Annotated in this window: 29 protein-coding genes and 1 pseudogene; 20 read left to right on the top strand and 10 right to left on the bottom strand. The window is 35.2% G+C overall.

Going from position 1 to position 25,921, the window contains the following annotated elements:
• Window positions 1-157 precede the first annotated feature (157 nt).
• From AAGD74_RS00815 to AAGD74_RS00780, 8 genes are all read left to right on the top strand, one after another.
• Window positions 158-925 carry a hypothetical protein gene (locus tag AAGD74_RS00815; RefSeq protein ID WP_338482555.1) on the top strand — a complete coding sequence of 256 codons (768 nt, stop codon included), beginning with the start codon at window positions 158-160 and terminating at the stop codon, window positions 923-925.
• Between the two features lie 16 nt (window positions 926-941).
• A complete protein-coding gene (locus tag AAGD74_RS00810; protein WP_006279579.1) occupies window positions 942-1,199 on the top strand; it encodes a hypothetical protein in 258 nt (85 codons plus the stop codon).
• A gap of 3 nt (window positions 1,200-1,202) precedes the next feature.
• Entirely contained in the window at window positions 1,203-1,571 is a 369-nt protein-coding gene (locus tag AAGD74_RS00805; RefSeq protein WP_338482554.1) for an HIT domain-containing protein, read from the top strand.
• An 18-nt stretch (window positions 1,572-1,589) separates the two neighbouring features.
• Window positions 1,590-1,943: an NADH-quinone oxidoreductase subunit A gene (locus tag AAGD74_RS00800; RefSeq protein ID WP_006279576.1), complete on the top strand. Its 354-nt coding sequence runs from the start codon at window positions 1,590-1,592 to the stop codon at window positions 1,941-1,943.
• Between the two features lie 3 nt (window positions 1,944-1,946).
• The gene (locus tag AAGD74_RS00795; RefSeq protein WP_006279574.1) at window positions 1,947-2,453 is read left to right on the top strand and encodes a NuoB/complex I 20 kDa subunit family protein; all 507 of its coding nucleotides are present in this window, start codon (window positions 1,947-1,949) and stop codon (window positions 2,451-2,453) included.
• Window positions 2,446-3,018: an NADH-quinone oxidoreductase subunit C gene (locus AAGD74_RS00790; protein WP_006279573.1), complete on the top strand. Its 573-nt coding sequence runs from the start codon at window positions 2,446-2,448 to the stop codon at window positions 3,016-3,018. Before AAGD74_RS00795 ends, AAGD74_RS00790 begins: the two co-directional genes overlap by 8 nt.
• A 3-nt stretch (window positions 3,019-3,021) precedes the next feature.
• Window positions 3,022-3,972 (top strand): malate dehydrogenase, encoded by a 951-nt coding sequence (gene mdh, locus AAGD74_RS00785; RefSeq protein WP_341810666.1) that lies wholly within the window; start codon window positions 3,022-3,024, stop codon window positions 3,970-3,972.
• 118 nt (window positions 3,973-4,090) lie between these two features.
• Window positions 4,091-5,473, top strand: coding sequence for an IS66-like element ISWen3 family transposase (locus tag AAGD74_RS00780; protein ID WP_007548562.1), 1,383 nt, complete (start codon window positions 4,091-4,093; stop codon window positions 5,471-5,473).
• Here AAGD74_RS00780 and AAGD74_RS00775 read toward each other — a convergent pair.
• The 3 genes from AAGD74_RS00775 to AAGD74_RS00765 are packed head-to-tail and all read right to left on the bottom strand — an operon-like array spanning window position 5,460 to window position 7,352.
• On the bottom strand, window positions 5,460-6,257 hold the full coding sequence (locus tag AAGD74_RS00775) for a TatD family hydrolase (RefSeq protein WP_338482499.1): 798 nt from the start codon (window positions 6,255-6,257) through the stop codon (window positions 5,460-5,462). The two genes, AAGD74_RS00780 and AAGD74_RS00775, sit on opposite strands and share 14 nt — an antisense overlap.
• Window positions 6,254-6,700: an RNA pyrophosphohydrolase gene (locus tag AAGD74_RS00770; RefSeq protein WP_410529904.1), complete on the bottom strand. Its 447-nt coding sequence runs from the start codon at window positions 6,698-6,700 to the stop codon at window positions 6,254-6,256. The genes AAGD74_RS00775 and AAGD74_RS00770 overlap by 4 nt, the downstream gene beginning before the upstream one ends.
• 34 nt (window positions 6,701-6,734) lie before the next feature.
• Window positions 6,735-7,352: an AAA family ATPase gene (locus AAGD74_RS00765; RefSeq protein WP_022626414.1), complete on the bottom strand. Its 618-nt coding sequence runs from the start codon at window positions 7,350-7,352 to the stop codon at window positions 6,735-6,737.
• Between the two features lie 179 nt (window positions 7,353-7,531).
• Between AAGD74_RS00765 and rsfS the strand changes: the two genes are divergently transcribed.
• From rsfS to AAGD74_RS00745, 4 genes are all read left to right on the top strand, one after another.
• Window positions 7,532-7,849, top strand: coding sequence for a ribosome silencing factor (rsfS, locus tag AAGD74_RS00760; protein ID WP_338482496.1), 318 nt, complete (start codon window positions 7,532-7,534; stop codon window positions 7,847-7,849).
• Between the two features lie 231 nt (window positions 7,850-8,080).
• Window positions 8,081-9,331 (top strand): tyrosine--tRNA ligase, encoded by a 1,251-nt coding sequence (gene tyrS / locus AAGD74_RS00755; protein ID WP_007548582.1) that lies wholly within the window; start codon window positions 8,081-8,083, stop codon window positions 9,329-9,331.
• Window positions 9,332-9,577: 246 nt separating this feature from the next.
• Window positions 9,578-10,410 (top strand): IS5-like element ISWpi1 family transposase gene (locus AAGD74_RS00750; RefSeq protein WP_338482219.1). Its coding sequence is split into 2 segments (ribosomal slippage): window positions 9,578-9,947 and window positions 9,947-10,410, totalling 834 coding nucleotides; the frame shifts between segments, so codons are not numbered across the junction.
• A 109-nt stretch (window positions 10,411-10,519) separates the two neighbouring features.
• Window positions 10,520-11,531 (top strand): IS630 family transposase gene (locus AAGD74_RS00745; RefSeq protein ID WP_265029767.1). Its coding sequence is split into 2 segments (ribosomal slippage): window positions 10,520-10,981 and window positions 10,983-11,531, totalling 1,011 coding nucleotides; the frame shifts between segments, so codons are not numbered across the junction.
• Between the two features lie 620 nt (window positions 11,532-12,151).
• Here the strand turns inward: AAGD74_RS00745 and ispH are convergent.
• A complete protein-coding gene (gene ispH, locus AAGD74_RS00740; RefSeq protein ID WP_264329845.1) occupies window positions 12,152-13,081 on the bottom strand; it encodes a 4-hydroxy-3-methylbut-2-enyl diphosphate reductase in 930 nt (309 codons plus the stop codon).
• Between the two features lie 20 nt (window positions 13,082-13,101).
• Between ispH and AAGD74_RS00735 the strand changes: the two genes are divergently transcribed.
• Window positions 13,102-14,946 (top strand): penicillin-binding protein 2, encoded by a 1,845-nt coding sequence (locus tag AAGD74_RS00735; protein ID WP_338482599.1) that lies wholly within the window; start codon window positions 13,102-13,104, stop codon window positions 14,944-14,946.
• A 2-nt stretch (window positions 14,947-14,948) separates the two neighbouring features.
• Here AAGD74_RS00735 and AAGD74_RS00730 read toward each other — a convergent pair whose 3' ends face one another.
• On the bottom strand, window positions 14,949-15,257 hold the full coding sequence (locus AAGD74_RS00730) for a hypothetical protein (RefSeq protein WP_039963709.1): 309 nt from the start codon (window positions 15,255-15,257) through the stop codon (window positions 14,949-14,951).
• A gap of 175 nt (window positions 15,258-15,432) precedes the next feature.
• Window positions 15,433-16,140 (bottom strand): isoprenoid biosynthesis glyoxalase ElbB, encoded by a 708-nt coding sequence (gene elbB, locus AAGD74_RS00725; protein ID WP_022626165.1) that lies wholly within the window; start codon window positions 16,138-16,140, stop codon window positions 15,433-15,435.
• A gap of 136 nt (window positions 16,141-16,276) precedes the next feature.
• Between elbB and AAGD74_RS00720 the strand changes: the two genes are divergently transcribed.
• Entirely contained in the window at window positions 16,277-17,314 is a 1,038-nt protein-coding gene (locus AAGD74_RS00720; protein ID WP_341810664.1) for a hypothetical protein, read from the top strand.
• A gap of 82 nt (window positions 17,315-17,396) precedes the next feature.
• On the opposite strand, the pseudogene AAGD74_RS00715 reads toward AAGD74_RS00720, so the two are convergent.
• Window positions 17,397-18,341, bottom strand: a pseudogene (locus tag AAGD74_RS00715) (IS481 family transposase); the annotation flags it as partial.
• A gap of 380 nt (window positions 18,342-18,721) precedes the next feature.
• Here AAGD74_RS00715 and AAGD74_RS00710 point away from each other — a divergent pair.
• Window positions 18,722-18,898, top strand: a complete 177-nt coding sequence (locus tag AAGD74_RS00710; protein WP_179945710.1) for a hypothetical protein — start codon at window positions 18,722-18,724, stop codon at window positions 18,896-18,898.
• A 311-nt stretch (window positions 18,899-19,209) separates the two neighbouring features.
• Here AAGD74_RS00710 and ndk read toward each other — a convergent pair whose 3' ends face one another.
• Window positions 19,210-19,629, bottom strand: a complete 420-nt coding sequence (ndk, locus tag AAGD74_RS00705; RefSeq protein ID WP_006279846.1) for a nucleoside-diphosphate kinase — start codon at window positions 19,627-19,629, stop codon at window positions 19,210-19,212.
• 113 nt (window positions 19,630-19,742) lie between these two features.
• Between ndk and AAGD74_RS00700 the strand changes: the two genes are divergently transcribed.
• The 3 genes from AAGD74_RS00700 to AAGD74_RS00690 all read left to right on the top strand — a co-directional run bounded on the left by AAGD74_RS00700 (window position 19,743) and on the right by AAGD74_RS00690 (window position 22,388).
• Window positions 19,743-20,540, top strand: a complete 798-nt coding sequence (locus tag AAGD74_RS00700; RefSeq protein WP_338976869.1) for a hypothetical protein — start codon at window positions 19,743-19,745, stop codon at window positions 20,538-20,540.
• Window positions 20,541-21,488: a ferrochelatase gene (gene hemH / locus AAGD74_RS00695; protein ID WP_236514410.1), complete on the top strand. Its 948-nt coding sequence runs from the start codon at window positions 20,541-20,543 to the stop codon at window positions 21,486-21,488.
• Between the two features lie 78 nt (window positions 21,489-21,566).
• Complete coding sequence (locus tag AAGD74_RS00690) at window positions 21,567-22,388, top strand: hypothetical protein (RefSeq protein ID WP_265029904.1); 822 nt, start codon at window positions 21,567-21,569, stop codon at window positions 22,386-22,388.
• Between the two features lie 3 nt (window positions 22,389-22,391).
• Here AAGD74_RS00690 and gshA read toward each other — a convergent pair whose 3' ends face one another.
• Window positions 22,392-23,552, bottom strand: coding sequence for a glutamate--cysteine ligase (gene gshA, locus AAGD74_RS00685; RefSeq protein WP_338482604.1), 1,161 nt, complete (start codon window positions 23,550-23,552; stop codon window positions 22,392-22,394).
• 115 nt (window positions 23,553-23,667) lie between these two features.
• Here gshA and hslV point away from each other — a divergent pair, with 115 nt between their 5' ends.
• Both hslV and hslU read left to right on the top strand, forming a co-directional pair.
• Complete coding sequence (gene hslV, locus AAGD74_RS00680; RefSeq protein ID WP_077188416.1) at window positions 23,668-24,222, top strand: ATP-dependent protease subunit HslV; 555 nt, start codon at window positions 23,668-23,670, stop codon at window positions 24,220-24,222.
• 1 nt (window position 24,223) lies between these two features.
• Window positions 24,224-25,714: an ATP-dependent protease ATPase subunit HslU gene (gene hslU, locus AAGD74_RS00675; RefSeq protein WP_341810663.1), complete on the top strand. Its 1,491-nt coding sequence runs from the start codon at window positions 24,224-24,226 to the stop codon at window positions 25,712-25,714.
• A gap of 68 nt (window positions 25,715-25,782) precedes the next feature.
• Here the strand turns inward: hslU and AAGD74_RS00670 are convergent, their stop codons facing one another.
• On the bottom strand, window positions 25,783-25,908 hold the full coding sequence (locus AAGD74_RS00670) for a hypothetical protein (protein ID WP_341810662.1): 126 nt from the start codon (window positions 25,906-25,908) through the stop codon (window positions 25,783-25,785).
• Window positions 25,909-25,921: the final 13 nt, after the last annotated feature.

Here is a 25,921-nt window from a genome sequence, read left to right as displayed (position 1 = left end):
TGAACAATAAAAGTAGCGAAAATACTACATGTTTTAGACAATGTGCAAATAATGGTTGCAATCCCTATAATTCTATCTTATAATGGATATAGAAGTTTAAATTTTTTCGTCTATAATTAAAATGTATTTAGTTATAGAAAGTACCTTGGAGGTATGTATGGCAGAATCTATTTGGGCTAAGATAGGCGGAGCAGTTAAAACAGGTGTAGAAGCTACAGGTCGGGTGTTTGCTCTTCTGCCTAAAGCACTTATTTACCCTATAAAGAAGCCGTTTGCTTCAACGGGTGAAATGAAACATGATGCTACAGTTTCGTTAAAGAAAGCTGTTGGTATAGATGTACCTGAAGAAGAAAGGGAATATGATCCACCTATAGAAACCACACAGGCTAGTAAGGATCTTGGTGTACAAATAACAGAGCAAAAGAAAGGGATAGGAAAGGTAAGTTTTTTAGTGTCAAGAACTCTGACGGGAGATATACCTTATTTGAATGATGAACAATTGAATAAAATAAAAGCACTAAAAAGTGAGTATTCAAACATCACTATACATAGAGAAGAAAATAAAATTGTAATTGAAATTAACGTTGAGGAAATAGCTAACACTATTAAAACTAATCCTGATAATACAGGCAAGAGCGAGAAAGAAATAAAAGAGCTTGTTCTTAAAGGAATTGCTAATAAAGTTGACGAAGACCTTAAGAAGCTGGCAAAAATTACCGGTGGAGAATTTAAAATTCATACAGACTTAAAATTGCTGAATGGTATTGCAGAAAAATTGTATTATGATAATCAAAAGCAGTCATCAGACAAAGTTGTGAAGTCTGATGTTGGTCAGCCTTCAGAAACTATAGCTTCAGGTGAGAAAAAATGGGCGCAAGAAGCTATAAAAGCAGGTAAGTCGCAAAGTTGTGGAATGCAAAAATAAGTTATAGGGGAGTATTATGAGTGAAGCTAAAAAAATAGAGGAAAGACATCATAGTCTAACTGTTCCTGGGGATATGTATCACTTACAACCAGGAGTTATTACTGGAAAAAGGGTAAGTGGAATAGAACCCTTTTTGAAAGAACAGCAGGACATGGTAAAAGTAAGGGAACTTGTAAGCTCTTTAAATCTTGAAGATGCTTCTGGTGAAGCGATAAAACCACTATCTACACCTAATGTAGAGAAAAACGAAGAAAGAGGGAAAGGTCGCTCTTAAAATATGAGCAATGAAGCTTATGATAGCGATAACATCTTTGCTCAAATATTAAGAGGTGAGTTACCTTGTGGGAAGGTACATGAAAATGAAAATGTACTAGCTTTTCATGATAAGTACCCTGACGCGCCAGTTCATATTTTAGTTATACCAAAAAATCAATATATTTCATATGATGACTTCATTCTAAAAGCTCCTGAAGAGGAAATAGTGGATTTCTTCAAAACTGTAAGAGAGATAGCACACAAATATAATCTAGAAAAAACAGGATATAGATTAGTCACTAACTACGGTGAAAATGGAGAGCAGGTTGTACCACACTTTCACGTGCATATTTTAGGTGGTAAAAAGTTAGGAAAGCATGTAAACTCATAGTGTTATATGTTTTGTTAAATGAGCGAATATTTAACCATAGTAATCTTTATCTGCGTATCAATTGTAGTATCTTTTGCTTTAGGTATATTGCCTATGTTTCTTGCAGTGAGTAAGCCAGATGGTGAAAAGCTTTCCACATATGAGTGTGGCTTCAATCCACTATCTAGTGCAAGAAAAAATTTTGACATTAAATTTTATCTAGTTTCAATATTATTTATAATATTTGACTTAGAAATTGCTTTTCTTTTTCCTTGGGCTGTTTCTTTATCTAAGATAAGCTATGGTGGATTTTGGTCTATGATGGTATTTCTTGCAATACTCACTATAGGTTTTATCTATGAATGGTGTAAAGGTGCATTAGAGTGGGAGTAGTTTATGACAAATCAAATTCTATCTAATGATGACTGGGGTCGTTATAAAAAAGAAGGGTTTCTTGTCACTAAATTTGGTGATTTAACAGATTATGTAATGAATTGGGCAAGGTCTGGTTCATTGTGGCCAATGACATTTGGTCTTGCATGTTGCGCAGTTGAGATGATGCATACTGCATCCAGCCGTTATGATCTTGATAGATATGGTATAATGTTTCGTGCAAGCCCACGTCAATCAGATGTGATGATTGTTGCTGGCACACTAACTAATAAAATGGCAGCAGCATTGCGCAAGGTTTATGATCAAATGGCAGACCCGAAGTATGTTATTTCCATGGGAAGTTGTGCAAATGGTGGTGGTTATTACCATTACTCTTATTCAGTAGTTCGAGGCTGTGATAGAATTGTGCCAGTTGACGTGTATGTCCCTGGATGCCCACCAACCGCTGAGGCGTTGCTATATGGAATGCTATGCCTACAAAACAAAATAAAACGGACTCGGAATGGATAAAACTGCAAAGTATATACAAAAAAAGACCAAATGCGAGTGCATTCAAAAAGATGATGGCATTATTGTAATATATTCAACTTTAGATGAAATTGAAAAGTACCTATTCTTTCTACGTGATGATGAAAAGTGTAGGTTTGAACTATTAGTTGATATTTTTGGGGTTGACTATCCAAATAGAGAGAAGCGTTTCGAGCTAATATACAATCTGCTCAGCATTGTGCATAATATTAGAGTACACATAAAGCTTCAGTTATGTGAAAGCGACATGCCTCCAAGTGTAGCGAAGATATTTAGTACGGCTTTGTGGTTTGAGCGTGAAGTGTTTGATATGTATGGAATAGAGTTTTCTGATCACCCTGATTTGCGTAGGATTCTAACAGACTATGGATTCAAAGGTCATCCAATGTTAAAAGATTTCCCTCTCACTGGTTATGAGGAAGTAAGATATGATATAGAGACAAAAAAGGTTGTATATAATCCTATAGATTTACCGCAAGATTTTCGTATGTTTGATAGCTTATCGCCTTGGGAAGGTAAAACCATAAAAGTAAATACAAAGGAGTAGAAAATGACAGTACAAAGAAAAAAAATATCTTTAATCGGTGCAGGAAATATCGGTGGAACTCTCACCCATATGATTGCACTAAGGGAACTCGGTGATGTTGTTTTACTTGATATTAGTGATGGAATACCACAAGGTAAAGCACTCGACATAGCAGAATCATCCCCTATTGATGGATTTGATGTCAATATTACTGGCACAAATAGGTATGAAGATATAAAAAACTCCGATGCAATTATAATAACCGCTGGCATTGCCAGAAAACCAGGAATGAGCAGAGATGACCTCCTGCAAACCAATGCTAAAGTAATGAAGGAGGTTGGCGAAAATATTAAAAAATATTCTCCAAGCACGTTTGTAATAGTGGTTACCAACCCTTTGGATGCCATGGTTTCAGTGGTGCATAAATTTTCAAACCTTCCAACTAATATGATTGTTGGCATGGCAGGAGTGCTTGATTCTTCCCGTTTTCGTTACTTTCTTGCAAGTGAGTTAAATATCTCAGTTGAAGATATATCTGCTTTTGTGCTTGGAGGACATGGCGACACTATGGTACCACTAATCAATTGTACTTCAGTTGCTGGAATTCCACTTACTCAAATTATCGATATGGGTCTTATCACACAGAAAAAAGTCGATGAAATAGTTGAACGCACTCGCAATGGCGGTAAAGAAATAGTTGATCTGCTTAAGTCTGGATCTGCATACTACGCTCCTGCATCTTCAGCTATATGCATGTTAGAATCATATTTAAAAGATAAGAGGCGCATATTACCATGTGCTGCTTACCTTAATGGTGAATATGGTGTAGAAGATTTGTTTATTGGTGTTCCTGTAATTATTGGAAAAAACGGAATTGAAAAGATCCTAGAAGTTAAAATGAATGATAGTGAACAAGAAATGTTTAATAAGTCTGTAAACTCGGTGAGAGAGCTGGTGAAATCTTTAGGTTCATAAGCAAATTAATGGTTTTATAGAGCTTCTTTATAGCTCAAACGTATCCGTTCAGCGGAGTGGCAGAATAAGGTAGACAAGGTGATCTAAGAAGATAATCATAGAGCAAAAGTGAAGTAATATGGTAAACCTTTTAGAACTTTGCAAAAATTTACAGCAAAAAATAGAAAGGTTAGAAGCAAAAATAGAAAGATTGGAAAAAGAGAATGAAAGTTTAAAAGCAGAAAATAAGGCTTTAAAGATAGAAAATGCTGAGTTAAGAGAAAGACTCGGTTTAAGCTCAAAAAATTCATCAATACCAAGTTCCAAAGAGTTGTATAAAATAAAAAAGAATAAGCCGAAAAGCGAAAGGAATATTGGCGGTCAGGTTGGTCATAAAGGAAGTTTTCGCGCCAACATGGATGCAGATAAAGTAGTAAAGATAGAGTTGCCTAATACTTGCGAATGCGGAGGAGAAATTGCAATATGTGAAAAACCATATATTCATCAGAAAGTTGATCTTCCAGAAATCAAGCCTTATGTAGTGGAATATCAGTTAGAACATGGCCGTTGTCGGAGATGCGGAAAGAGAAGAAGTAGCAAGTTACCGGAAGGTGTTACGCCAGATACATTTGGTCCAAGGGTTAAGTCAATAATTGCAGCGTTCAGCGGATTCTACAAAAATTCAAAACGCGAAATAGCGAGTGTCGTAAATGATATCTTCAATTTGAACATAAGCGTCGGTAGCATATCAAATAGTGAACATAGAGTTGCTTCAAAATGCAAAAAAATGTATGAGCAGATCGAACAAGAGATAAGTAGGAGTAAAGTTCTACATATTGATGAAACGAGCCATTATAACAAAGGTAAACTCGCTTGGTGTTGGATGTTTGCAAGCAATACGGCAAGTTTTGTAAAATTTACAGAGTCAAGAGGAATGAAAGTTTTACAAAATAGTAAATTCTGCAATCGCAATAGCTTGGTAATAACTGACAGGTATGCAGCATACAATTATTTTGCCGATAAAAACAGGCAAATCTGTTGGGCACATTTATCAAGAGATTTTGAAAGATTAGCACATAGTTGGAATATTGAAGTTAAAGTTCTGGGTTGTTACTTGAGAAACGTGGCCACTGAATTATTTGCACTAAAAAAAGCTTTACTAAAAAGTGAGATAGATGTTTTGAGGTTTGTCAGACGTGCCAGAAAATTAAGAAAACGTACAAAGTATTACTTGAAGGAGATATCTCGTTTACCTGAAGCAATTGGAGCCTCTCGAGTTGCAAAAAATGTTCTGAGATCTGAAAGAATGATGTGGAAATTTTTAGATGACCCAGAAAATATTCCGCTGACAAATAACCACGCTGAACGGCAAATTCGGCATTATGTCGTTTATCGCAAAAACTCATATTTTACACAATCAAAGCGGGGAAATACATTCCTTGAGCGGATAATTTCATTATACTTAACTTGGAAACAAAGGGGTCTCAATCCTTTCCAAAATCTCCTATCTATTGTTTCTTAAACCACTCTCCTGAACGGATACGCTCAAACAGCCTAAAAAAGTTGCTTGTGGTTACCTTCGCTACTTGTTCTGGTGACTCATTCCACAACTCTGCCAAACAATCAACAACGTATTTCACCATTGCTGGTTCATTCTTTTTTCCCCTATAAGGCTCAGGTGATAGATATGGTGCATCAGTTTCGACTAAAACACGCTCGCGTGGTACATTTTGTGCAATTTCTCTGAGTAAGCTCGCATTTTTAAAAGTAATAATTCCAGAAAATGAAATATATAACCCCAAATCTATAGATTGATAAGCAAGTTCTTTAGAGGAAGCAAAGCAGTGCATTACTCCACTAAAAGCACCGGCTTTCATTTCTGACCTTAACATATCGATCATCTCATTATCAGCGCTTCTTGTGTGAATAACTAAAGGTAGTCCAGTTATTCTTGACGCTTCTATATGTAATGCAAAACTTTTTTTCTGATTGTCTTTGTTGTCAGATTTATAAAAATCTAACCCGGTTTCACCGATACTAATTACCTTTTGGTTCTTGGTAAATTCAACTAATTCATCAACATGTATACACTCACCGTTTTCTATAGCAGCATCAAGCGGATGTATACCAACAGAGGAGTAGACCTGATCATAGGATGAAGAAATTTTTAATAACTTAGGAACATCGTCAATGCTTACGCATATGTTATGCAAAACCTTTACACCATTTTGCTCTGCCCTTGAAATTACTTTTGGTATTTCATCGTCAGAAAAATAAATCAAGTGGCAATGAGAATCTACTATCATGAGCTTATTGTTGAGGCTTTTATTATAGAAGAAAACTCTTCTATCACTGTTTTATAAACTTCTTTTTTAAATGATATAGCACTGGCTACTAAACTATCTATACCTTGCCAACGCCACTCTTTGAACTCTGGATGACCAGTATAATTAATATCAATGTCCTCATCCTCTCCGCAAAACTTCATTAAGAACCACCTTTGCTTTTGACCAGAATATTTTCCATTCCAGCATATTGGTATAACTTCTTCAGGCAAGTTGTAGTATATCCAATCCTTGCTTTTAGTTATAACCTTTACTTTATTAGTACCAACCTCCTCTAGCAACTCACGTAACGCTGCTTGTTCCAGTTCCTCACCATCATCAACACCTCCTTGTGGCATCTGCCAGTAAGAATCGCTATCAAAGCGTTTTCCAATAAAGGCATGTCCTTGTCTGTCAAATAGCATTATGCCAACACAAGGACGGTACTTATCTTTCTGCTCAACCACGAGTACGCTCTGTTTTTAAATGATTTGTTACAGAAGTTTTAATTAATTTTCCATTTTTTTCTTTCTTCATCTCTTCAACAATTTTCTTTGCAACTTCCTTTGCACTCAAGTTCGAGTTATCAATTTCAAGCGAACCCTCAGGTATAAATAGCCTTTTCCCTTCAATTTTCTTTATAGCAAAATCCGGATCAGTAATTTTATTTTCCTGATATCTCTCTTCTGATTGGACACGTCTTACTAGTTTTTCATTATTACAATGTAATACTACAGAAAAAATTTCCATGTCCATTTTTTTACTTAAATTTACCACTGAGTTATATAATCTTTGGTCATAGGGATCACCCTCTATCAATTCATTTGTAAATATATAATGTTTTGATTTTACGTAGTGTTTTTCCAGTATTGCTAATACATTTTCCCTAACTGCAAAAATTTTTTCCCATAGGTCATCTGGAACTTCAGCGTTTTGTAATTTAACAATATCAAATATAATATTATTGAATAGATTATTGCTTACTATTACTGCACCAATGATTTTACACAGTTCCTTTGCAGTAGTAAACTTACCACTGCCTGGAAAGCCGATTAAGTAGATGAGAGTCTTGCCCATAATGAATACTAGTAAAAAGCTATTTTCAATTATATAAAAAGTATATACATTGTACATACTAAAAACATGATGATAAAATAGATGCAGGTAATACCTTTAACAAGTAGTTGCGTTGAAAATAGTTCATATTTAGAAATTTTGAGTATATAATTATAAATGAATCATATAACCTGTAAACAATGCTTAGCGATATGGAATCGATAAGAAGTACAATTGAAGAGATAATAGATCAAAATAAAGGTCATGATATAGTAACTTTTGATGTGCAGAATAAAACCGTTATTGCAAAATATATGATTATTGCATCTGGTGATTCAAGCCGTCACGTTAAAGCTTTAGCTGAGCACGTAATAAAAAGCCTCAAGCCACATGATAAAATAGATGTAGAAGGTATGGATGAAGGCAATTGGGTGGTTTTGAATTTTCAAGGCATAATGGTTCACATATTCAGGCCGGAAGTAAGGGAGTATTATAAAATAGAAGAGTTATGCAATTGATTATCCAGATAGCTGGTACACAATTGCACAAACGTTGTAATTTTGAAGGCAACTCCTGCACAGGTAGTGGTGTCATGAAAGTAGCTGACACTGGAATCCAGTTTTTCATGCAATTTCATCGAAAACGTTGTATAGTGTGCTTGTTTATAATTAAGTTCCAGTGTCTGGGCACTGGCTTCTCTATTAGGGTTACCTTCGGCATTAATGACAGGATAGACTGGGGTTTATAAAATGAAACACGCATCTGAATTTTTAAATTTCATCCAAGAAAGAGGGTACCTATACCAATGCACAAACATTGAAGGACTAGATCAATTATTATTGCAGAGCAATTATATAGTTGCATACATTGGGTTTGATTGCACAGCACCAAGTCTTCATGCTGGTCACCTAATTCAGATTATGATGCTCTGTCACCTACAAAAATTTGGTTATAAGCCGATAGTCTTACTTGGAGGTGGCACAACAAAAATTGGTGACCCATCCTTCAAAGATAAAGCAAGAAGCATCTTGCCTGTAGAGAACATCAATCAAAATACATCCAGTATAAGGAGAATATTAGAGAAAATGGTGTCTTTTAATGACAGCAAGACTGGTGCAATGATAGTAAATAACGCAGATTGGTTGGATAACATAAAATACATAGATTTTTTGCGTGATATAGGAGCTTATTTTTCTGTAAATCGTATGCTAAGTTTTGATAGTGTGAAAACCAGGCTGGATAGAGAGCAAACCTTAAGCTTTCTGGAATTTAATTACATGCTATTGCAAGCTTACGACTTTATTGAATTAAACAAAAAATATGATTGTCGTCTGCAGATTGGAGGGTCAGACCAGTGGGGAAATATAGTAAACGGAATTGAACTTGGAAAAAAGTTGAATTTACCTGAGCTATTTGGCCTTACCATGCCTCTTTTATTAAATGCACAAGGAAAAAAAATGGGCAAAACTGAAAGTGGAGCAGTGTGGCTTGATGATAATATGCTAAAGCCTTACGACTACTGGCAATATTTTCGCAACGTTGATGATCAAGATGTTGGACGTTTTTTAAGATTGCTCACTGATGTGCCAATTGATGAGATTAGAAAATTAGAGTCTTTAAAGGATCAAGAAATAAATGAAGCAAAAAAGGTCTTGGCAACAGAAGTGACAAAAATATGTCATGGTGACAAAGAAGCGGAACTTGCACAATTTGCTGCAATTTCTGCTTTTGAGAATGAAGATAGCTCACTACTTCCTGATTACATCATAAAAAAAGAACAAGTTGCAAGCGGCATATCCTTAGTAGACCTACTACATGACACCGGTTTTGAACCTTCAAAAGGCGCTGCAAAGCGTTTAATACAGGGCAACGGATGCAAGATTAATGATAATGTTGTAAACAATATTGATCATGTAATAAATTTCGAAAGCTTTAAAGATCAGCCATTTATAAAATTATCTGCAGGAAAGAAACGCCATATAAAAGTTGTGGTAGATTAGGTCTCGAAGTAAGAAAACAAATTTTATACAAGTGAGAAATTAGATATGGAGCAAATTTTCAAAATTCGAGAATTATGTATAAAACAACTGGAAAGATAGTAGAAAGCGAAATTCTATTATATATAGCTAAAGTGGCTTAGGTTTACCTACAATTTGAAAAACAACAAATTCGTCATTCCGCTACTCAGAGGTTGTCCGGAAACAAGTAAAAGGCTATAATATCTGAAATTTTAGTACGGGGTAAAGATGAGAAAAAAGTATCCAACAGATCTAAGCGAAAGGGAATGGGCAAGAATAGAAAAACACTTCAGAGTATCATACAAGAAAGGAGGAAGGCCGCCAAAGTATAGCAAAAGAGAAATATTAGAAGCAATTTTCTATGTATTGCGTACAGGGTGTCAATGGCGGTATTTACCAAATGATTTTCCGCTATGGAAGACTGTGTATGAGCAGTTCAGGCAATGGAAGAAGCAGGGAATTTTTGAGAAAATGAATTATGAAATTACAAAATATAGTAGAAGAAAAATAGGAAGGAATGAGCAGCCGAGTGCCTGTATAGTAGATAGTCAATCTGTAAAGACTACAGAAAAGGGGGGATCAAAGGCTATGATGGAAGTAAAAAAGTAAAGGGTAGAAAAAGGCATATAATTACAGACACTCAGGGTTTTATACTAGGTTGTTACGTAGGCGCTGCTAACGAAAATGATAGAGATGGTATTAAAATAGCATTAAACAATATGAGAACAAAATATACTAAAGTTAAAAAAATGTGGGCTGACATGGGATACCAAGGAAGAAATTTAAAGAATCACACAAAGGAAGAATATGACATAGATATTGAAATTGTTACAAGGCCTCCATGTAGATTTTGGGTGCACAAAGATACGCCACCTGAGCTACTACCAACAAGAGAACAAGGGTTTAAAGTACAGCCAAGAAGATGGGTTGTAGAAAGGACTTTTGCTTGGGTTAATAGGAATAGAAGGCTATCGAAGGAGTATGATTTACTCACAACATCCACTGAGAATTTCATATACCTAGCTATGAGTAGGGTTATGTTAAAGAGGGAATATGCTTGAATTTACTAGTTTCCGGACAACCTCTTATACCAATTCCCATTACAGGGCAAACAGATGGACAATGATGGAAGAAAAGCCATACTGAAGTAAGTAAAATAGCGAGGTTTAAATGGCATTAAGATCAAAATTATTGGATGAAAAAGTAGTAGAATCAGCAAAAGAAATGCTGAAGAAAGTAAGGAATAATGCATATGTTTCAAAAAAACTAAATGCTGTAATTGCAGCAAAAAAGTACAGTATAACGGCTGTAGCAAAAATATATTGCATTTCAAGAAGCGCACTAACTTCGTGGGTAAAACTCTTGAAAATTGGCAGAGAAGAAAAACTGTTTGCTCCTTCACAACGTCGTAGAAAAACTAAATTAAATCAGGCTCAACTACAGCAAATTGAAGAGTGGATAGAAGAAAATCCTAATATCACCATTAAAGAAATGAGAATAAGAATCCAGGAAAAGTTCGGATTAAATATCAGCAAATCTACAGTACACCGCCATATGCAAAAGATGAAATTCTCATATATTACACCAAGACCAGTTCATAATGGACAAGATAAAAGCAAACAAGAGGAATTCAAAAAAAAATCTCAATGGAGCTATTAGCAAGTATCCAGAAAAAGAGCTATTTTTCTTTGATGAATCACGGTTTGGCACACATTCAAAAGTTGGACATGGGTGGTTTAAAAAGGGGATTAGAACACAGGTTAAAACAAAATTAGGTAGGCAAAATTTCTATCTCTATAGTGCAGTTAATCCTAGAAATGGAGAGAGTTCTAGCTTATTTGCACCAAATGTCAACACTGATTGCATGAACATATTTCTTGAGCAAATTTCGCAATATCTAGAAACACGAGAGGCTTTTCTCGTTATGGACTGTGCTAGTTGGCATAGGTCAAAAAATTTAAAGGTACCTAAAAATATCGACATTATATACCTACCTCCATACTCACCTGAGCTAAATCCTGTTGAGAGGCTTTGGTTATATATAAAACAGAACATTTTGCGCAATAAAATATACGATACAATTGCTCTACTTGAGGGTGCTTTGTGCAAATTTATTACTTCTCTTGCCAGCTCCACAATTAAACAACTCTGCAATGTTTCCTATTTGACTGGACAACAATGAGAATTGGTATTAGCTTCATATTAGCCGTAAATATTTAAGAAATTTACCAAACGAAAAAAAAGGCAAAAGAAGCCCTGGGGTTATTATCCGCTTTAAAATATTGGCGTTTTTTATGTTTTAAACGCTTGACAAGCGAGATTCAGCCGCTTTTAATTGCAACTAACTTACGCTGCAAATGTTTAAGAAATTTACTAAGCAGAAAAAAAGACAAAGAATCCCCGAGTTAGCTAGTCTTTTACTATCTCTGTCGAGTATTGGCATTTTTTGATGTCTTGTAACGCTTTATAAGCGCGTTCAGCTTATTTAGATAAAAACCTAGATGTAGATGAAGTTTTGTAAAGACATACAGTATCTATATACTGCAAAAAATTGAACATAAGACGCCGATACATTAAGTAATCCTTACCTTTTAATCTGCAGATTGGCGAAAGCAAATACAATAGCTTCACTATCATGATAAGTGGGCTGGCGAAGTTTGTCAAGTAAGTTTTTTCGTTTCTATTTCCAATAAAAGTTCGTTATATGGTTATGCAAGAAGTCTAATGAATCGCGGCATGACGTCTTAGCTATAGATGCTGGTCTGTGTGATTTCAAGAGAAGCTTAGTAGATAAGTTGTGTTTTAAACCAGATTCGGTATTTTAAACTGAACATTTTCAATAATACCACCTGGCATAACTGAAATTTTTACACTCAGGTTTACTTTTAGGTAGTCCATTAATTCATCAACCAATATGTCAGGAGCGGAAGCACCTGCAGTGATTCCTATCTTTTCTACGCCCTGGAACCAGCTTTTATTTACACATCTGTAATTATCAATCAAGTAGGCTCTTTTTCCTCTAGCAGTGCACAGATCTAATAAGCGGTTTGAATTTGAGCTATTTTTACTTCCTACAACTAATACCATGTCTACAATTTCAGCTAGCTTTTTAACAGCATTTTGTCTGTTTTGCGTTGCATAGCATATGTCCTTTAAATCTGGACCTGTTATGCCTGGAAACCTTAATTTCAAGGCAGCAATAATGTCACGGGTATCGTCGATGCTTAACGTAGTTTGTGTAACATAAGACAAATTATCTGGATCTTTAACCTTTAAATCATATACATCCTGCAAAGTTTGCACTAAAGTGATAGGATTGTTTACTCTTCCCCTAATTCCCTTAACTTCTGGATGGTTTTCATGCCCAATGAGAATTAATTCTTTACCACTGTTTTCATACCTTTTTGCTTCTTTATGCACTTTGTTGACTAAAGGACATGTTGCATCAATCACTTGAATACCCTTTCTTTTTGCCTCATCTTCTATATTTTTTGATACTCCGTGCGCGCTGAAGATCAGTATTCCTTCATTATCTTCAATTTCCTCGATACTGCTTACAAAAACCACTCCTTGTTTCTTAAAGTCCTCTACTATATATTTATTGTGAACAATTTCGTGTAGCACATAAACTTGGCGCTCGTTTTTGTATTTTTCTAAAGTAATAGCTAATATGTCCACAGCTCTTTTTACCCCGGCACAAAAACCTCGTGGTTCAGCTAAGATGATTTCCATTTTTGTCAAATCAAGTAAATATGCAAGCATTACTTAAAAATAAGCTCCGCTCACTGTGTTTTATAGTACCATTATTTATATTTTATATAATAATTATTTTTCGCATATTCTCTTTAACATTTGATCAACTTACTACTTCAGAAAATTTTAGAAAAGATAATATAGTACATAAACAACCTGATATTTTAGATAGAAATGGAGTGGTAATAGCAACAAATGTGCCCACAACATCACTATATATAGATGCAACCAAAGTAAAGAATCCGGAAAGTATAGCAGCACAACTGTGTTCTACTTTGCATGACCTCGAATACAAGAACTTATATAGAGTACTTACTTCAGAAAAGAAATTTGCTTGGATAAAGCGGCACTTGACTCCAAAAGAATTACTAGCGATCAAAAACGCTGGTGTACCAGGAGTAAATTTTTATGACGACATAAAGCGTATATATCCTCACAGTAATTTATTTTCACACGTGCTTGGTTATACTGACATAGATGGCAACGGTATTGCAGGAGTTGAGGCATATATAAGTAAAAACAAACAACATTCTGTTATCCAAGTACCTGATATACAGTTGTATGAATGTTGCAACTTGAAAGCAATTCCTGCACAACAATTCCCCACACAACAGATGGTGTCATCCCAGTGCGTGACACTGGGATCCAGATATAAAAATACTGACAAATTACGTGATGAACAACGGATTCCAGAAACATATGTCAAAAACAATGTTTGTGATGAAATTGCGCATAAAACTGGATTCCAGTGTCAGTGCACTGGAATGACACCAGACCAAGCTTCTGCACAATCTTCTGTCATCCGACAGGGATGGTCACGCTCTGCTGATCAATATGTTCAACTATCCTTAGATACACGAGTGCAAAGCATAGTGCATGAAGAGCTAACTAAAGCTGTAAGCAGATATCAGGCACTTGGCGGAGTAGGAATTGTTTTAAATGTGAGAAATAGTGAAGTCATCTCGATGGTCAGCCTACCTGATTTTAATCCCAACTTACAGAATAAGGCAGAAGACGTACAAAAGTTTAATCGCGCCAGTCTTGGGGTATATGAGATGGGGTCGGTATTAAAATACTTTACAATAGCCGCAGCGCTTGATGCGAACGCTACAAAAACTAGCGATTTATATGACGTATCAACACCAATCACCATTGGAAAGTATAAAATTCAGGATTTTCATAAATCTAAAATTCCAAAAATTACTGTGCAAGATATATTTGTAAAATCATCCAACATTGGTGCAGCAAAAATTGCAGTCAAACTAGGTATTGAAAAACAGGTAGAATACTTTAAAGCTATGAAGCTATTTTCTCCTTTGAAAATAGAAATACCAGAAAAATCCACACCGATAATCCCGGATAAATGGAGTGAAAACACTTTAATAACAGCATCTTATGGTTATGGCATAGCTGTAACTCCTATACATCTTGCACAAACTGCAGCAGCATTAATCAACAATGGGATATTTCATAACGCAACCTTGATGTTGAATAAAAGAAGTATAGGAGAGCAAATTATCTCAAGAAGAACTTCCAGGGAAATGAGAAAATTATTACGTGCAGCAGTAACAGATGGCACTGGCAGAAAAGCAAAAATAAAGGAATATTCAATAGGAGGAAAAACTGGATCGGCGGAAAAAGTTGTAGATGGTAAATATAGCAAAGATGCAAACATAGCATCATTTATAGGAGTGCTAACTATGCTTGACCCAAGGTACATAGTGCTAATTGCTATTGATGAGCCTCAAGGGATGCACCATACCGGGGGAGTAATTGCTGCGCCTATAGTAAGAAACATTATAAATAGAGTAGCACCTATACTAAATGTTACACCTGAGATGTAAAATTATGATTGCTTTACTATAATTTCAAATTTATCATTACCAAAATCCTTATTAATATACCAAGAACCATCATCTTTAGTTACAAATTCAAGACCTTTAAGGTCTTTTTTTATTGTCTTTCCATTTTGACCATCAATAGCGATATTAATATCGAATGTAATAATGTCTAGATTTATCATAGCTTCTTTCCCGCTGCACGAATTTAGACTGAACTTGCCTAACATGACATCATTAAAACTCACTTCCCCTGTATAGACATCACACTGACCGTCCACACAACACGTAGTTTCAATATAGAAAAGATCTGACATACAAAATACCTTAAAAAAAAGAACTAAACATATATGGCCACTACACCACACCGCTAACAAGTAGTAAAGCGTCGATAAACCTAAGTTACTTTAGCTACGTAGCCATAATACAGCTAGAAATGTAAAATTCAACAGTTAATTGTGTGATTAATAGAGAAGTCTTATTTAGTACACCTTATAGGAATGGCTGTTTAGTTTTTTTGTTAATCTTTTTTACCATGCTGTCAATCATATGCTTTATCCCTTGATATACAGAGTATGTACTTTCGTCGCTACGCATATAAGCAGAACAGGAAAATACATTATGTTCTTCGTCTTCTATTGATAACTCTGTATCGCATTTTATGTGCTCGCCGCCAAGCCTTTCTATCAACTGTTCTCTGTCATCTCCTATAGTTACCTTAACCTTACTTTCTTCTTTACCTATCTTGCTACTTAAAATTGAAACAATGATGGCTGGAGATATGCATATCGCTCCTATTGGCTTTTTTGTAACAAAAAATTCTGAAACTAATCTTTCAAATTCAGGCATTACTGTCACCATGTCTTTACTTTCAGCTAAGTCAGATAAATTTTTCGCAACCCCGTATCCACCAGGTACAACTAGCATGTCAAAATTTTCAGCTTTGGCTTCTTTTAAGTCATATATTTCGCCTCTTGCGATTCTTGCTGCTTCCACAAGTACATTCCTTTTTTCTTTTGTTGCCTCTTTTGTTCTATGATTCATAACTTGTGTGATATTGATATCAGGTGCAAAGCATTTAACATCCACTTCCTGCTGATCAAGCACAAGCAAACTTAAAACCGCTTCTCTTACCTCTGCACCGTCAAGGTGACCACACCCTGATAAGACCACAGCAGCTTTTAATTTTTTTTCACCCATAAAGTACCTTGATTTCATATAATCTAGATATTTTAATACAAATTCTATATTTGGAAAGGGGTATGTTATATCAATTATAATATAATTAATGATTAGTATGTATAATTAGGCATATTTATAATCAACGAAGCTGAATATGGAATCTAGCAATAGTATGTTTTTTGACACTGACTATCCAGAACTAAGAAAAGCTATTTCAGATATAATAGAAAGTATTGCACAATCCTCACAAGAGGGGAAAAAAGAGTTATTTACAACCCTATCAGAACAAGTTAAAGGGATGAACCTCAAAGATTTAGGTTTAGCGATTAATGACCAAGGCTTGCAAAAGGAAGTAAATAAAGAATTATTTATAAAACTCATTGAAGAAGCACTTAAAGGGTTAACTTCTGAAAACGTTGACTCAAAAATAATAGAAGAGGCGTTAAAATCTGTTAATCAGCAAGCAATAAGTAATGTTATAAATAGTAATAAAGGTCCGCTGGACAATCTAGTCAATTATTTTAAATCAGCATCTGCAAATGAAAAAATAGGAATAGCTTCTGCTGGAATGGTATTAGGAGCAGCATTTTCTCCGCTTATTGTGCTTGCTACATTAATAGCGCTTGTAGCTATTGGAGCACGTTATGTAGGAATAGGTATAGGAAAGGCAGGGGAAAAAATAAAAGAAGGTGCGATTGAAACAGGAAAAGCAGTAAAAAGTTCATATAAGGATTTAATAGATAAATTACCTACGATTCAAGACAGAGAGAATAACTTTAGTAGATTAAGAACAAACGTGCTTGAAACTATTGCAAACATTAGTCTTAAAGATAACGAAGGCGTTGACGCTAAAAAAGGTTTTGATGATGGGAAAAAAATATTAGAAATGCTTCAAAATGAAAGGCAGCGATCTGCTATACAAGAGTTAGTAAAGAATGGAACCATTCAAAATTTTTCAGAAGATGATATGAGCAGACTTCTGGAAAAGGGCCTCAGTACTCATGTAGCAGATATGAAAGCACTTAATGATCTTATAAATAAATTTCAACCTGCAATTATGGCTATTGGTAACGGTAAAATAGAAGATGTAGAACAAAAAGTTAATGAGAAAGCTCAGGAAATGGAGCCAGATTCTCAATTAGGTGATTCAAGTACTGAACGAGTGAGTGAAGAAGAAAATAAAAACCTCTGATGGCTTGGGGAGGGAATGGGAAAGATAGGGATCTACTCCTTTCTATCCACTTTCTTGAGCAATCCACTTCCACATCTAAGATGTATGGTCCCAGAGTGTGATGGTGTGGATTTAGTATAAATAATTCTGGAGACTGTGTCCACTGATAACATATAAATTCATAAGGAGTAAGACCCTTAAGAGTTTTGAGTCTCTTTGCATAATTATAAGCCATAACAAAGTTATAAAGGTGTTCTTTAAGTTGCTGGTGCGATTGATAGTAATACTTCTTAACTGTAGCATCCTTTAAAGTTTTATTCATACGCTCGACTTGCCCATTCGTCCAAGGATGGCTAACTTTTGTCAAACGATGTTCAATAACATTCTCTTCGCAAACTCTATCAAATATATGTTGGAAAGCATACTTATGACGCTTCTGGTTTGTAAATTGTATACCGTTATCTGTCAAAATAGTATGGATTTTATACGGTAAAATTCTAATCAAATTACGTAAGAACTCAGCAGCTATGGGTTTTGTAGCACTGTTACACAACTCAACATAGGTAAATTTGGATGTCCTATCAATAGCAACAAACAAATGTAATTTGCCCTCCTCAGTTCTAACTTCAGCAATATCAATATGAAAGTAACCGATAGGATATTGTTTGAATTTCTTTTTTGACTTAACTTCTCCATCAACAGTTGGTAATCTGCTAATGTTGTGTCTTTGTAAACAACGATGCAAGCTAGAGCGAGTCAAATGCGGAATTGTAGACTGCAGAGCGTAAAGGCAATCATCTAGTGGCAGTAGTGTATACTTGCGAAATGTAACTATTATAGCTTCCTCTTCTAGCGTTAAAACAGTTGATCTTGGATGCTTTGGACCCATATCAGCATCTTTCGTAAATGAACGTTTTCTCCACTTAATAATAGTTTTTGGATTAAGGTTATAATGCTTGGAGAGTTTTGCTATGCTCTCTTTTCTATTTTGTATTGCTCTACGAATCGTCTGTGTTGTTTTGGCGCACCCATGTAATATCTGTCCCATAATGACTCCTTAAATGATGATGATAGTATACCATCACTCTCTGGGACCATACATCTAAATGTACAATAAGAACTAGATTCCAGACTGGAATGACAGCAGTCCTACGTCATACCGCGATTCATTCTCGGTATCTCTAGATCCCGCTAACAAGTAGCGGGATGACGGTTGTCAGGCTAGCTGTCATCCCAGTGCCCAGACACTGGGATCCAGAAATTTTAATTGTAAGTAAGCATACTGGGTTGATAAGTATAAAAGTAGCTAGAAAATAAACATTTTTGATGAGATTATATGGAAAACTGGATGCCAGTGTCAAGCACTGGCATGACACCCTTCACGGACTTTTAAATTACTTTAGCTATAAATATTAAGAAATTTACCAAATGAAAAAAAAGGCAAAAGAAGCCCTGGGGTTATTATCCGCTTTAAAATATTGGCGTTTTTTATGTTTTAAACGCTTGACAAGCGAGATTCAGCCGCTTTTAATTGCAACTAACTTACGCTGCAAATGTTTAAGAAATTTACTAAGCAGAAAAAAAGACAAAGAATCCCCGAGTTAGCTAGTCTTTTACTATCTCTGTCGAGTATTGGCATTTTTTGATGTCTTGTAACGCTTTATAAGCGCGTTCAGCTTATTTAGATAAAAACCTAGATGTAGATGAAGTTTTGTAAAGACATACAGTATCTATATACTGCAAAAAATTGAACATAAGACGCCGATACATTAAGTAATCCTTACCTTTTAATCTGCAGATTGGCGAAAGCAAATACAATAGCTTCAGTTTCATGATAAGGGGGCTGGTGAGGTTTGTCAAGGAAGTTTTTTCGTTTCTATGTTGTCAGCTACTTGGATGACGCCAATCTGAGTTAACTACACCAACTCACATTCAGCAAAAAAGAAAGCTATCTCCTTACGAGCATTTTCTAGACTATCCGAGCCGTGGACTCTATTTTCACTAATATCATCAGCAAAATCACCCCTGATTGTGCCTTTATCTGCCTGCTTTGGATTGGTAGCTCCCATGATTTGTCTGTATTTACTTACTGCATTTTCACCAACTAAAACTTGAACTACCACAGAACTAGAGGTCATAAACTCTACTAATTCCCCAAAAAAAGGCCTATCTTTATGAATTTCATAAAACAGCTCTGCTTGTTTTTTTGTTAGTAACATCATTTTTTGTGCTGTGATTTTCAGCCCAGATTGTTCGATGTAGGAATTTATATTGCCTGTAATATTATTTTTTACTGCATCAGGTTTTAAGATTGAAAGTGTCTTCTCAATTGCCATATTATTTCCTTATATAGAATAGTACATTTATAGATTTATTTTATTACAAATTTTAATTTCATAGAAGTGATTTTTTATCTATAATTAAGAACAAATCATCAAGGAGGTATTGTATGGGTAAATGTTATAAAAATAACACTACTAAACAAGCTGAATCTACTACTAAAAAATTAGTAAGTAACTTTAAGTCATCGCTTTTGTGTGGAACAAAAGGGTTTTTGACTTTTAGTCTGGCATTTTTAAGTTATTTGGAATATAGTTCACATCATAATACAAAATTAAAAGAAGGTGCTGCCTTTGCAATGAAAAGAAACACTATTCCATTTCTTGAAATGACAATCATAGCACCGCTTGTTTGTTTTGCACTGCCAGCTATGCTAGGCAGTATGAGCCTCATGCAATGCGCACTTTTATGTGCTGCCTTAATGATTGCCACATGTTTTATTGTCAGAACTTTTCATCTGCGTGAGAAGTTAATGGAAAAAATCACTAACCATAGTAGAAAAGAAATAGACGCGGAATTTAAGAAAGATACTATAAAATTTCCTATTTTTGATCAAAATAGAAAACACATCGAGTATAATTCGCCCAATTCAGGGCAACCACTGAATGAAACGAGTAGCACCTCTCTTTTCGTTAAAGTTTTACTTTTCCCTCTAAAGGTTCTTTTGAAGGTCCTGCAAAGTTGTATAATGCTATCTTTAGCTGCTGTTGAACTTCTTGAAACCGTGCCAAGTTTTTGTGTTGATCTGTTTTTTGATAGAAGTTTTGAATCCACACAGAGTAACATGCAGAGATTTGGCCACTTATTGTATGCAAATGTGAGAAATTTAGTGCCTATAACTAAATTTGATGAGTGTGTAGCTAATTTTATAGGTACCCCGAAAGTAACTTGTTGTAGTAGTGCGTAGGTGAAAAAGGCAGTTATCTTATTTAATCTTGGCGGGCCTGATTCACTAAATGCGGTCCGTCCTTTTTTATTCAACCTTTTTTATGACAGGAGAATAATCAATCTACCGAACCCCTTTCGGTTTCTTTTAGCAAAGTTTATATCTGCGAAACGAGAAAATACTGCACGAAAAATATACGAGGAAATTGGAGGTAAATCGCCAATTCTAGAGAATACAAAAATGCAAGCTAATGCTTTAGAACTAAAATTAAACGAAAATAGAAACCATGTACACAAGGTATTCATCTGCATGCGCTATTGGCGTCCATTTGCTGACGAAGTTATTGAAAGTGTAAAACAGTTTGATCCTGATGAAGTGATTCTGCTGCCACTGTATCCACAATATTCAACTACCACAACTCTGTCATCCATCGAGAATTGGCAAAAAAATGCTAAACGGTATGGCCTAAAATGCAATACAAAAATGATTTACCGTTATTATGATAACCAAGATTTTATTGAAGCTCACGCTAATCTGATAGCTAAGTACTATAAATTGGCTAGCAAAATCGGTAAACCAAGAGTCCTATTTTCAGCCCATAGCTTACCTCTTAGTATTATTAAAAAAGGCGACCCTTACGCTTCACAGGTAGAAAGAAGCGTAGAGTTAATAGTAGAAAAGTTAGCTATTAATAACTTAGATTGGTCAATATGTTATCAGAGTAAGATTGGTCCTGTAAACTGGCTAGAGCCAAGCACTGAAAGTGAGCTATTACGCGCAAAAATTGATGGTGTACCTGTAGTTCTATCACCTATATCTTTTGTTTCTGAGCATTCAGAAACTCTAGTTGAACTTGATATAGAATATAAAGCAATTATCAAGGATGGATATTACTTTCGCGTGCCAACTCTCAGTGCCGATTCTTTGTTTATTAAATGCTTGGCTGATTTATGCATAAATCTCCCTTAAAGCCCTGATTTATAGTGCTTTTCTTTTAGGATTTTATGTGATAGAATAACAGAAAGTTATTATTTTATTAACTATTTCATGCCAAGCAAGCTAAAAGAAAAATCAAATACGGTTGCACAAAAGGTACATGATGCTTATAATCATGATATCAGGAAGGTAATCTGCATCACAACAGGTTTAACAGCCCTATTGTGTAAGATTTCACTGCAATTTTGCTGCGAGTTCATTGACAATAATAGATCCAATATCTTTCTTATACGGAATGTTGCTCGACTAGTAAAGTTTCCGACATCTATTCTATACATTGCCCATTCTGCATTTACTCTACAGGATCTAATTAAGGATTACAGAAACCCTGAGAGTAAAAAAGAGCTGGCAAAAATTGTGGGTAAATCGGCTAATCTTGCAAGCAGCATCATAGAAGCATTGATGATGTTGAAAGTCATCCATTTTTTTACTAGGAGTAATGCAGACGTAATAAGTCACATTCACTTAACATCAACGATCCTATTTCTGTTTATTTCGGAACCTATAAGCTACTATTATTCATGGAGAAAATACCTAGATAATAAGGATCCTGAAAAGTCTGCTAAGTGTAAGAAGGACCTTATTATCAGCACATTAACTTTGTCATTAGGTTTGTTAAACTTCATATTAAAAAGAATGGAGACTGCAACCATACCAATAAACTTAGGTAATGGTATAATCTATAATTTCAACTTAAGCGTAACAGTTAGCATAATATATAGTGCAGTATTTCTGGCAGTTCAGCTTGACAAATTGTTTCAACAACCTGTCAATGATGATCCTTCCACTGAACTTGATAGTGCTGGCCATAACCATATTCAGCACGGTAATGATGGTAATGATCTGCCCGATGGTAACGCTGTGGGAATGTAAGGGTTAGAGGTGAAAAGATTTTATTTCTACTGCCAACGCTAGTACTGCTAATTTGCTAACAATACTCCAAAGTGACAGAATTTTACCTTCCACAACCTGGCTAACATCATGAAACTCACAGTCAGTGGCATTCAAGCTAGAATATACATCTTTTCTGCTATTACATCGGTATAAGTAACATGTTGGAGTATCTCCTATATAGTATATTAGCGGTTCTGCAGAACTGCTTTTAAACATGTCAATGGTTGGTACACCTTCTTGTATAATAACGCTATTGATTGCTATTCCTTCTTTTATCTTTTTCATTTTATGACGCTTTTTTTTATTGAGGTTTAATATTTCCTCTCCACTTGTTGCTGTTATAATGCCCATCCCATATGTGCCATTGCTTGCTTTGATAAAAACGTAAGGTTGTGTTTTTATTTCATATTCCTCATATTTTTTTTGCACTAGAGATAATATTTGGTCAACTTTAGTTGCTACTGCTCCTAGTGACAAATCATCATCAAAATCAACTCCATCACAGCTCTCTGTAAGCACAGAAATTAGCCATGGGTCTATTTTAAATTCGCCACAAAACTCAGATGCTAATTCTTGATAGATTTCAAAATACTTAAATTTCTGCCTGCTATGCCAACCGTATAGTGGGCTTGGTACTATATCTTGCTTTACGTCTTTCAGCGTGTCTGGAATGTGGCTCGTCATATCACGGTTCAGTATAATAACATCAGGCACAAATCCTGAAGTTGTCTTTAGCAGAGAGTTTTCTTTCACAACAGTTTCATACTGTTCTATTAAATTGTATACTTCATTATATAAAAGGCCAATTCTAGCTTCAAAACCTGCGAGTTGCAGTACTTTCTCTATAACAAATACGTTTTCTATATACATTTTATTGCGTGTATAATTTTCCGGTATTATAAGAACCTTTTTGTATTGATGTCTTTTAAAGTAGCTTTCTATCAATCTTGCTGCCATTGTTCTTGATTCTTCACTTAAGTTATTGAATCCTGCAGGAAATAAATTAGCGTCCACTGGGGCAATTTTGTAGCTGGAGTTTCTAAGATCTATAGAGCTATAAAATGGCGATGTAAGGCCATTAAATTTTGCTTCGAACCAATTATTTATACTTTTTTCCAAATCTGGGTGAATTATGTTTTGCATCTGCACTTTAAATGTTATAAGGAAGGTATTATATTATAAGCTATAGTTGAACATATTTAGTAAATTTGACTAAAGATTAAAGTATAATGAGATTCTTATTTAAAGTGATAGAAAAATGATTCAACACGATAACAATAAAATGTATGGCACTACTATACTGTCAATTAGAAAAGATAAAAGTGTAGTAGTAATAGGTGACGGACAAGTTTCACTGGGCCACACTGTTATAAAATCTGGAGCAAAAAAAGTTAGGCGTCTTTCTGGTGATTCCGTAATTGCTGGATTTGCCGGGGCAACAGCCGACGCATTTACTCTTTTTGAAAGATTAGAATCTAAACTTGACAAGCACCCAGGGCAATTAATGAGAGCATGTGTTGAACTTGCAAAAGACTGGAGAATGGATAAATATCTGAGGAAATTAGAAGCTATGATGATCGTTGCAGATAAATCTATTTCATTAGTAATTACGGGAACAGGTGATGTTCTTGAACCTGAAGATGGAATCGCAGCTATTGGCTCTGGGGGAAATTTTGCTCTATCTGCAGCAAGAGCTTTAATTGACATTAAAGGAATATCAATAGAGGAAATTGCGAAAAAGGCTATGAAGATAGCTGCTGATATATGTGTTTATACAAATCATAATGTGATTATTGAAAAAATAGAGGAGTGATATGTCTTCCAAGCAAAAAACTTTATGCACCAATTTTTCCAATCAGCCTATAACCCTTTCAGAAGGACGGTCTTGTAGTAGTGACACCTACGATGAAAAAAATGACCTCTATAAAGATACTAAGAGTGGTTTTGATTCAAATGACAGCGATGTTCAAGTTAATGACAGTACTCAAGTTTTGTTAGATGACCTGCCACCACAGAAGATAGTTAAAGAATTGGACAGATTCATAATCGGACAGGATGATGCAAAGCGTGCTGTTGCTATTGCGCTCAGAAATCGTTGGCGTCGCAATCAGGTTCCATTTCCATTGCGTGATGAAATCATACCTAAGAATATATTGATGATCGGTCATACAGGGGTTGGTAAAACTGAAATAGCTCGCCGCTTAGCAAAACTTGCCGGTGCACCGTTTATAAAAATTGAGGCAACGAAGTTTACTGAAATAGGATACGTTGGACGTGACGTTGATTCGATAATACGTGATTTAGTTGATGCAGCAATAGTTTTAGTTAAAGAGAAAGCCCGTAAAGCCTTAGCTAAAAAGGCTTTAATTTTAGCTGAGAAAACAATAGTAAACTCTATGGTAGGCGAAGATGCAACCGAAGAGAGTAAAAAAATTTTTAGAGAAAGGTTGAGGAATAAAGAGTTTGAGGACGGAGAAGTTTCTATTAACGTCAGAGAGAGCAAGAGTATGTTACCTACTTTCGATATACCAGGCATGCCAGGTGGGCAAGTTGGTGTGATGAATGTAACAGAAATAATGGGCAAGATGTTTAACGGGGGCAAAAAAACAAAAACTATTACGGTGAAGGTAAAAGAAGCGCGTGAAATATTAATTAATGAAGAAAGTGAAAGGCTAATGGATGAAGATAAGATGATCAAAGAAGCCATTGATCTTGTTAGTAATGACGGTATAGTATTTTTGGATGAAATAGACAAAATTGCAGCGCGTACAGAAGTAAAAGGTGAAGTAAACAGAGAAGGAGTGCAACGCGATCTGTTACCATTACTTGAAGGAACAACTGTTACAACTAAGTATGGCCATGTAAAAACAGACTATATATTATTTATTGCATCTGGTGCTTTTCATCAGTCTAAACCATCTGACCTCTTACCGGAATTGCAGGGCAGATTACCGATCAGGGTAGAACTTAAGGCACTTACTCAAGAAGATTTAATAAGAATATTAAAGGAACCAGAATCTAGTTTGTTAAAGCAGTACATAGCTTTAATGAAAACAGAAAATGTGACACTTGAGTTCACTGATGATGGTATAAAAACCATAGCTGAAATAGCGTTTACAGTTAATAGGCAAGTGGAAAATATAGGCGCAAGAAGGCTTCACACTGTTATGGAGAAGCTTTTAGATGAGATAAGTTTCATTGCTTCTGAGAAAAATAGCGAAAAATTCATTATAGACAGCAAGCATGTAAAAGATAAACTTGAGTCAATTTCGAAGCAGCTTGATTTATCTAAGTTTATACTTTAGGAAAAACGAAAAGCCTACTTTAAGTAGTATAGAAAGTGTTCAGAAGGTCAGCCAGTAGACCTAAAATTTCAGCTATATTCTTTAGGCTGTTTTTCAACAGTAGAATGGTGTGCTGCGACCTCTTGCTTAACATCTAAGCTTAAGTCAATTATTGAGATATTTTCTTCATCATAATCTATGTCTTTTATTAACATATCGTATCCGTTC

It is taken from the genome of Wolbachia endosymbiont (group A) of Campoletis raptor, from assembly GCF_964026755.1.
Classification (GTDB): Bacteria; Pseudomonadota; Alphaproteobacteria; order Rickettsiales; family Anaplasmataceae; genus Wolbachia; species Wolbachia pipientis.
This window is presented reverse-complemented; position numbering and strand designations above follow the sequence as displayed.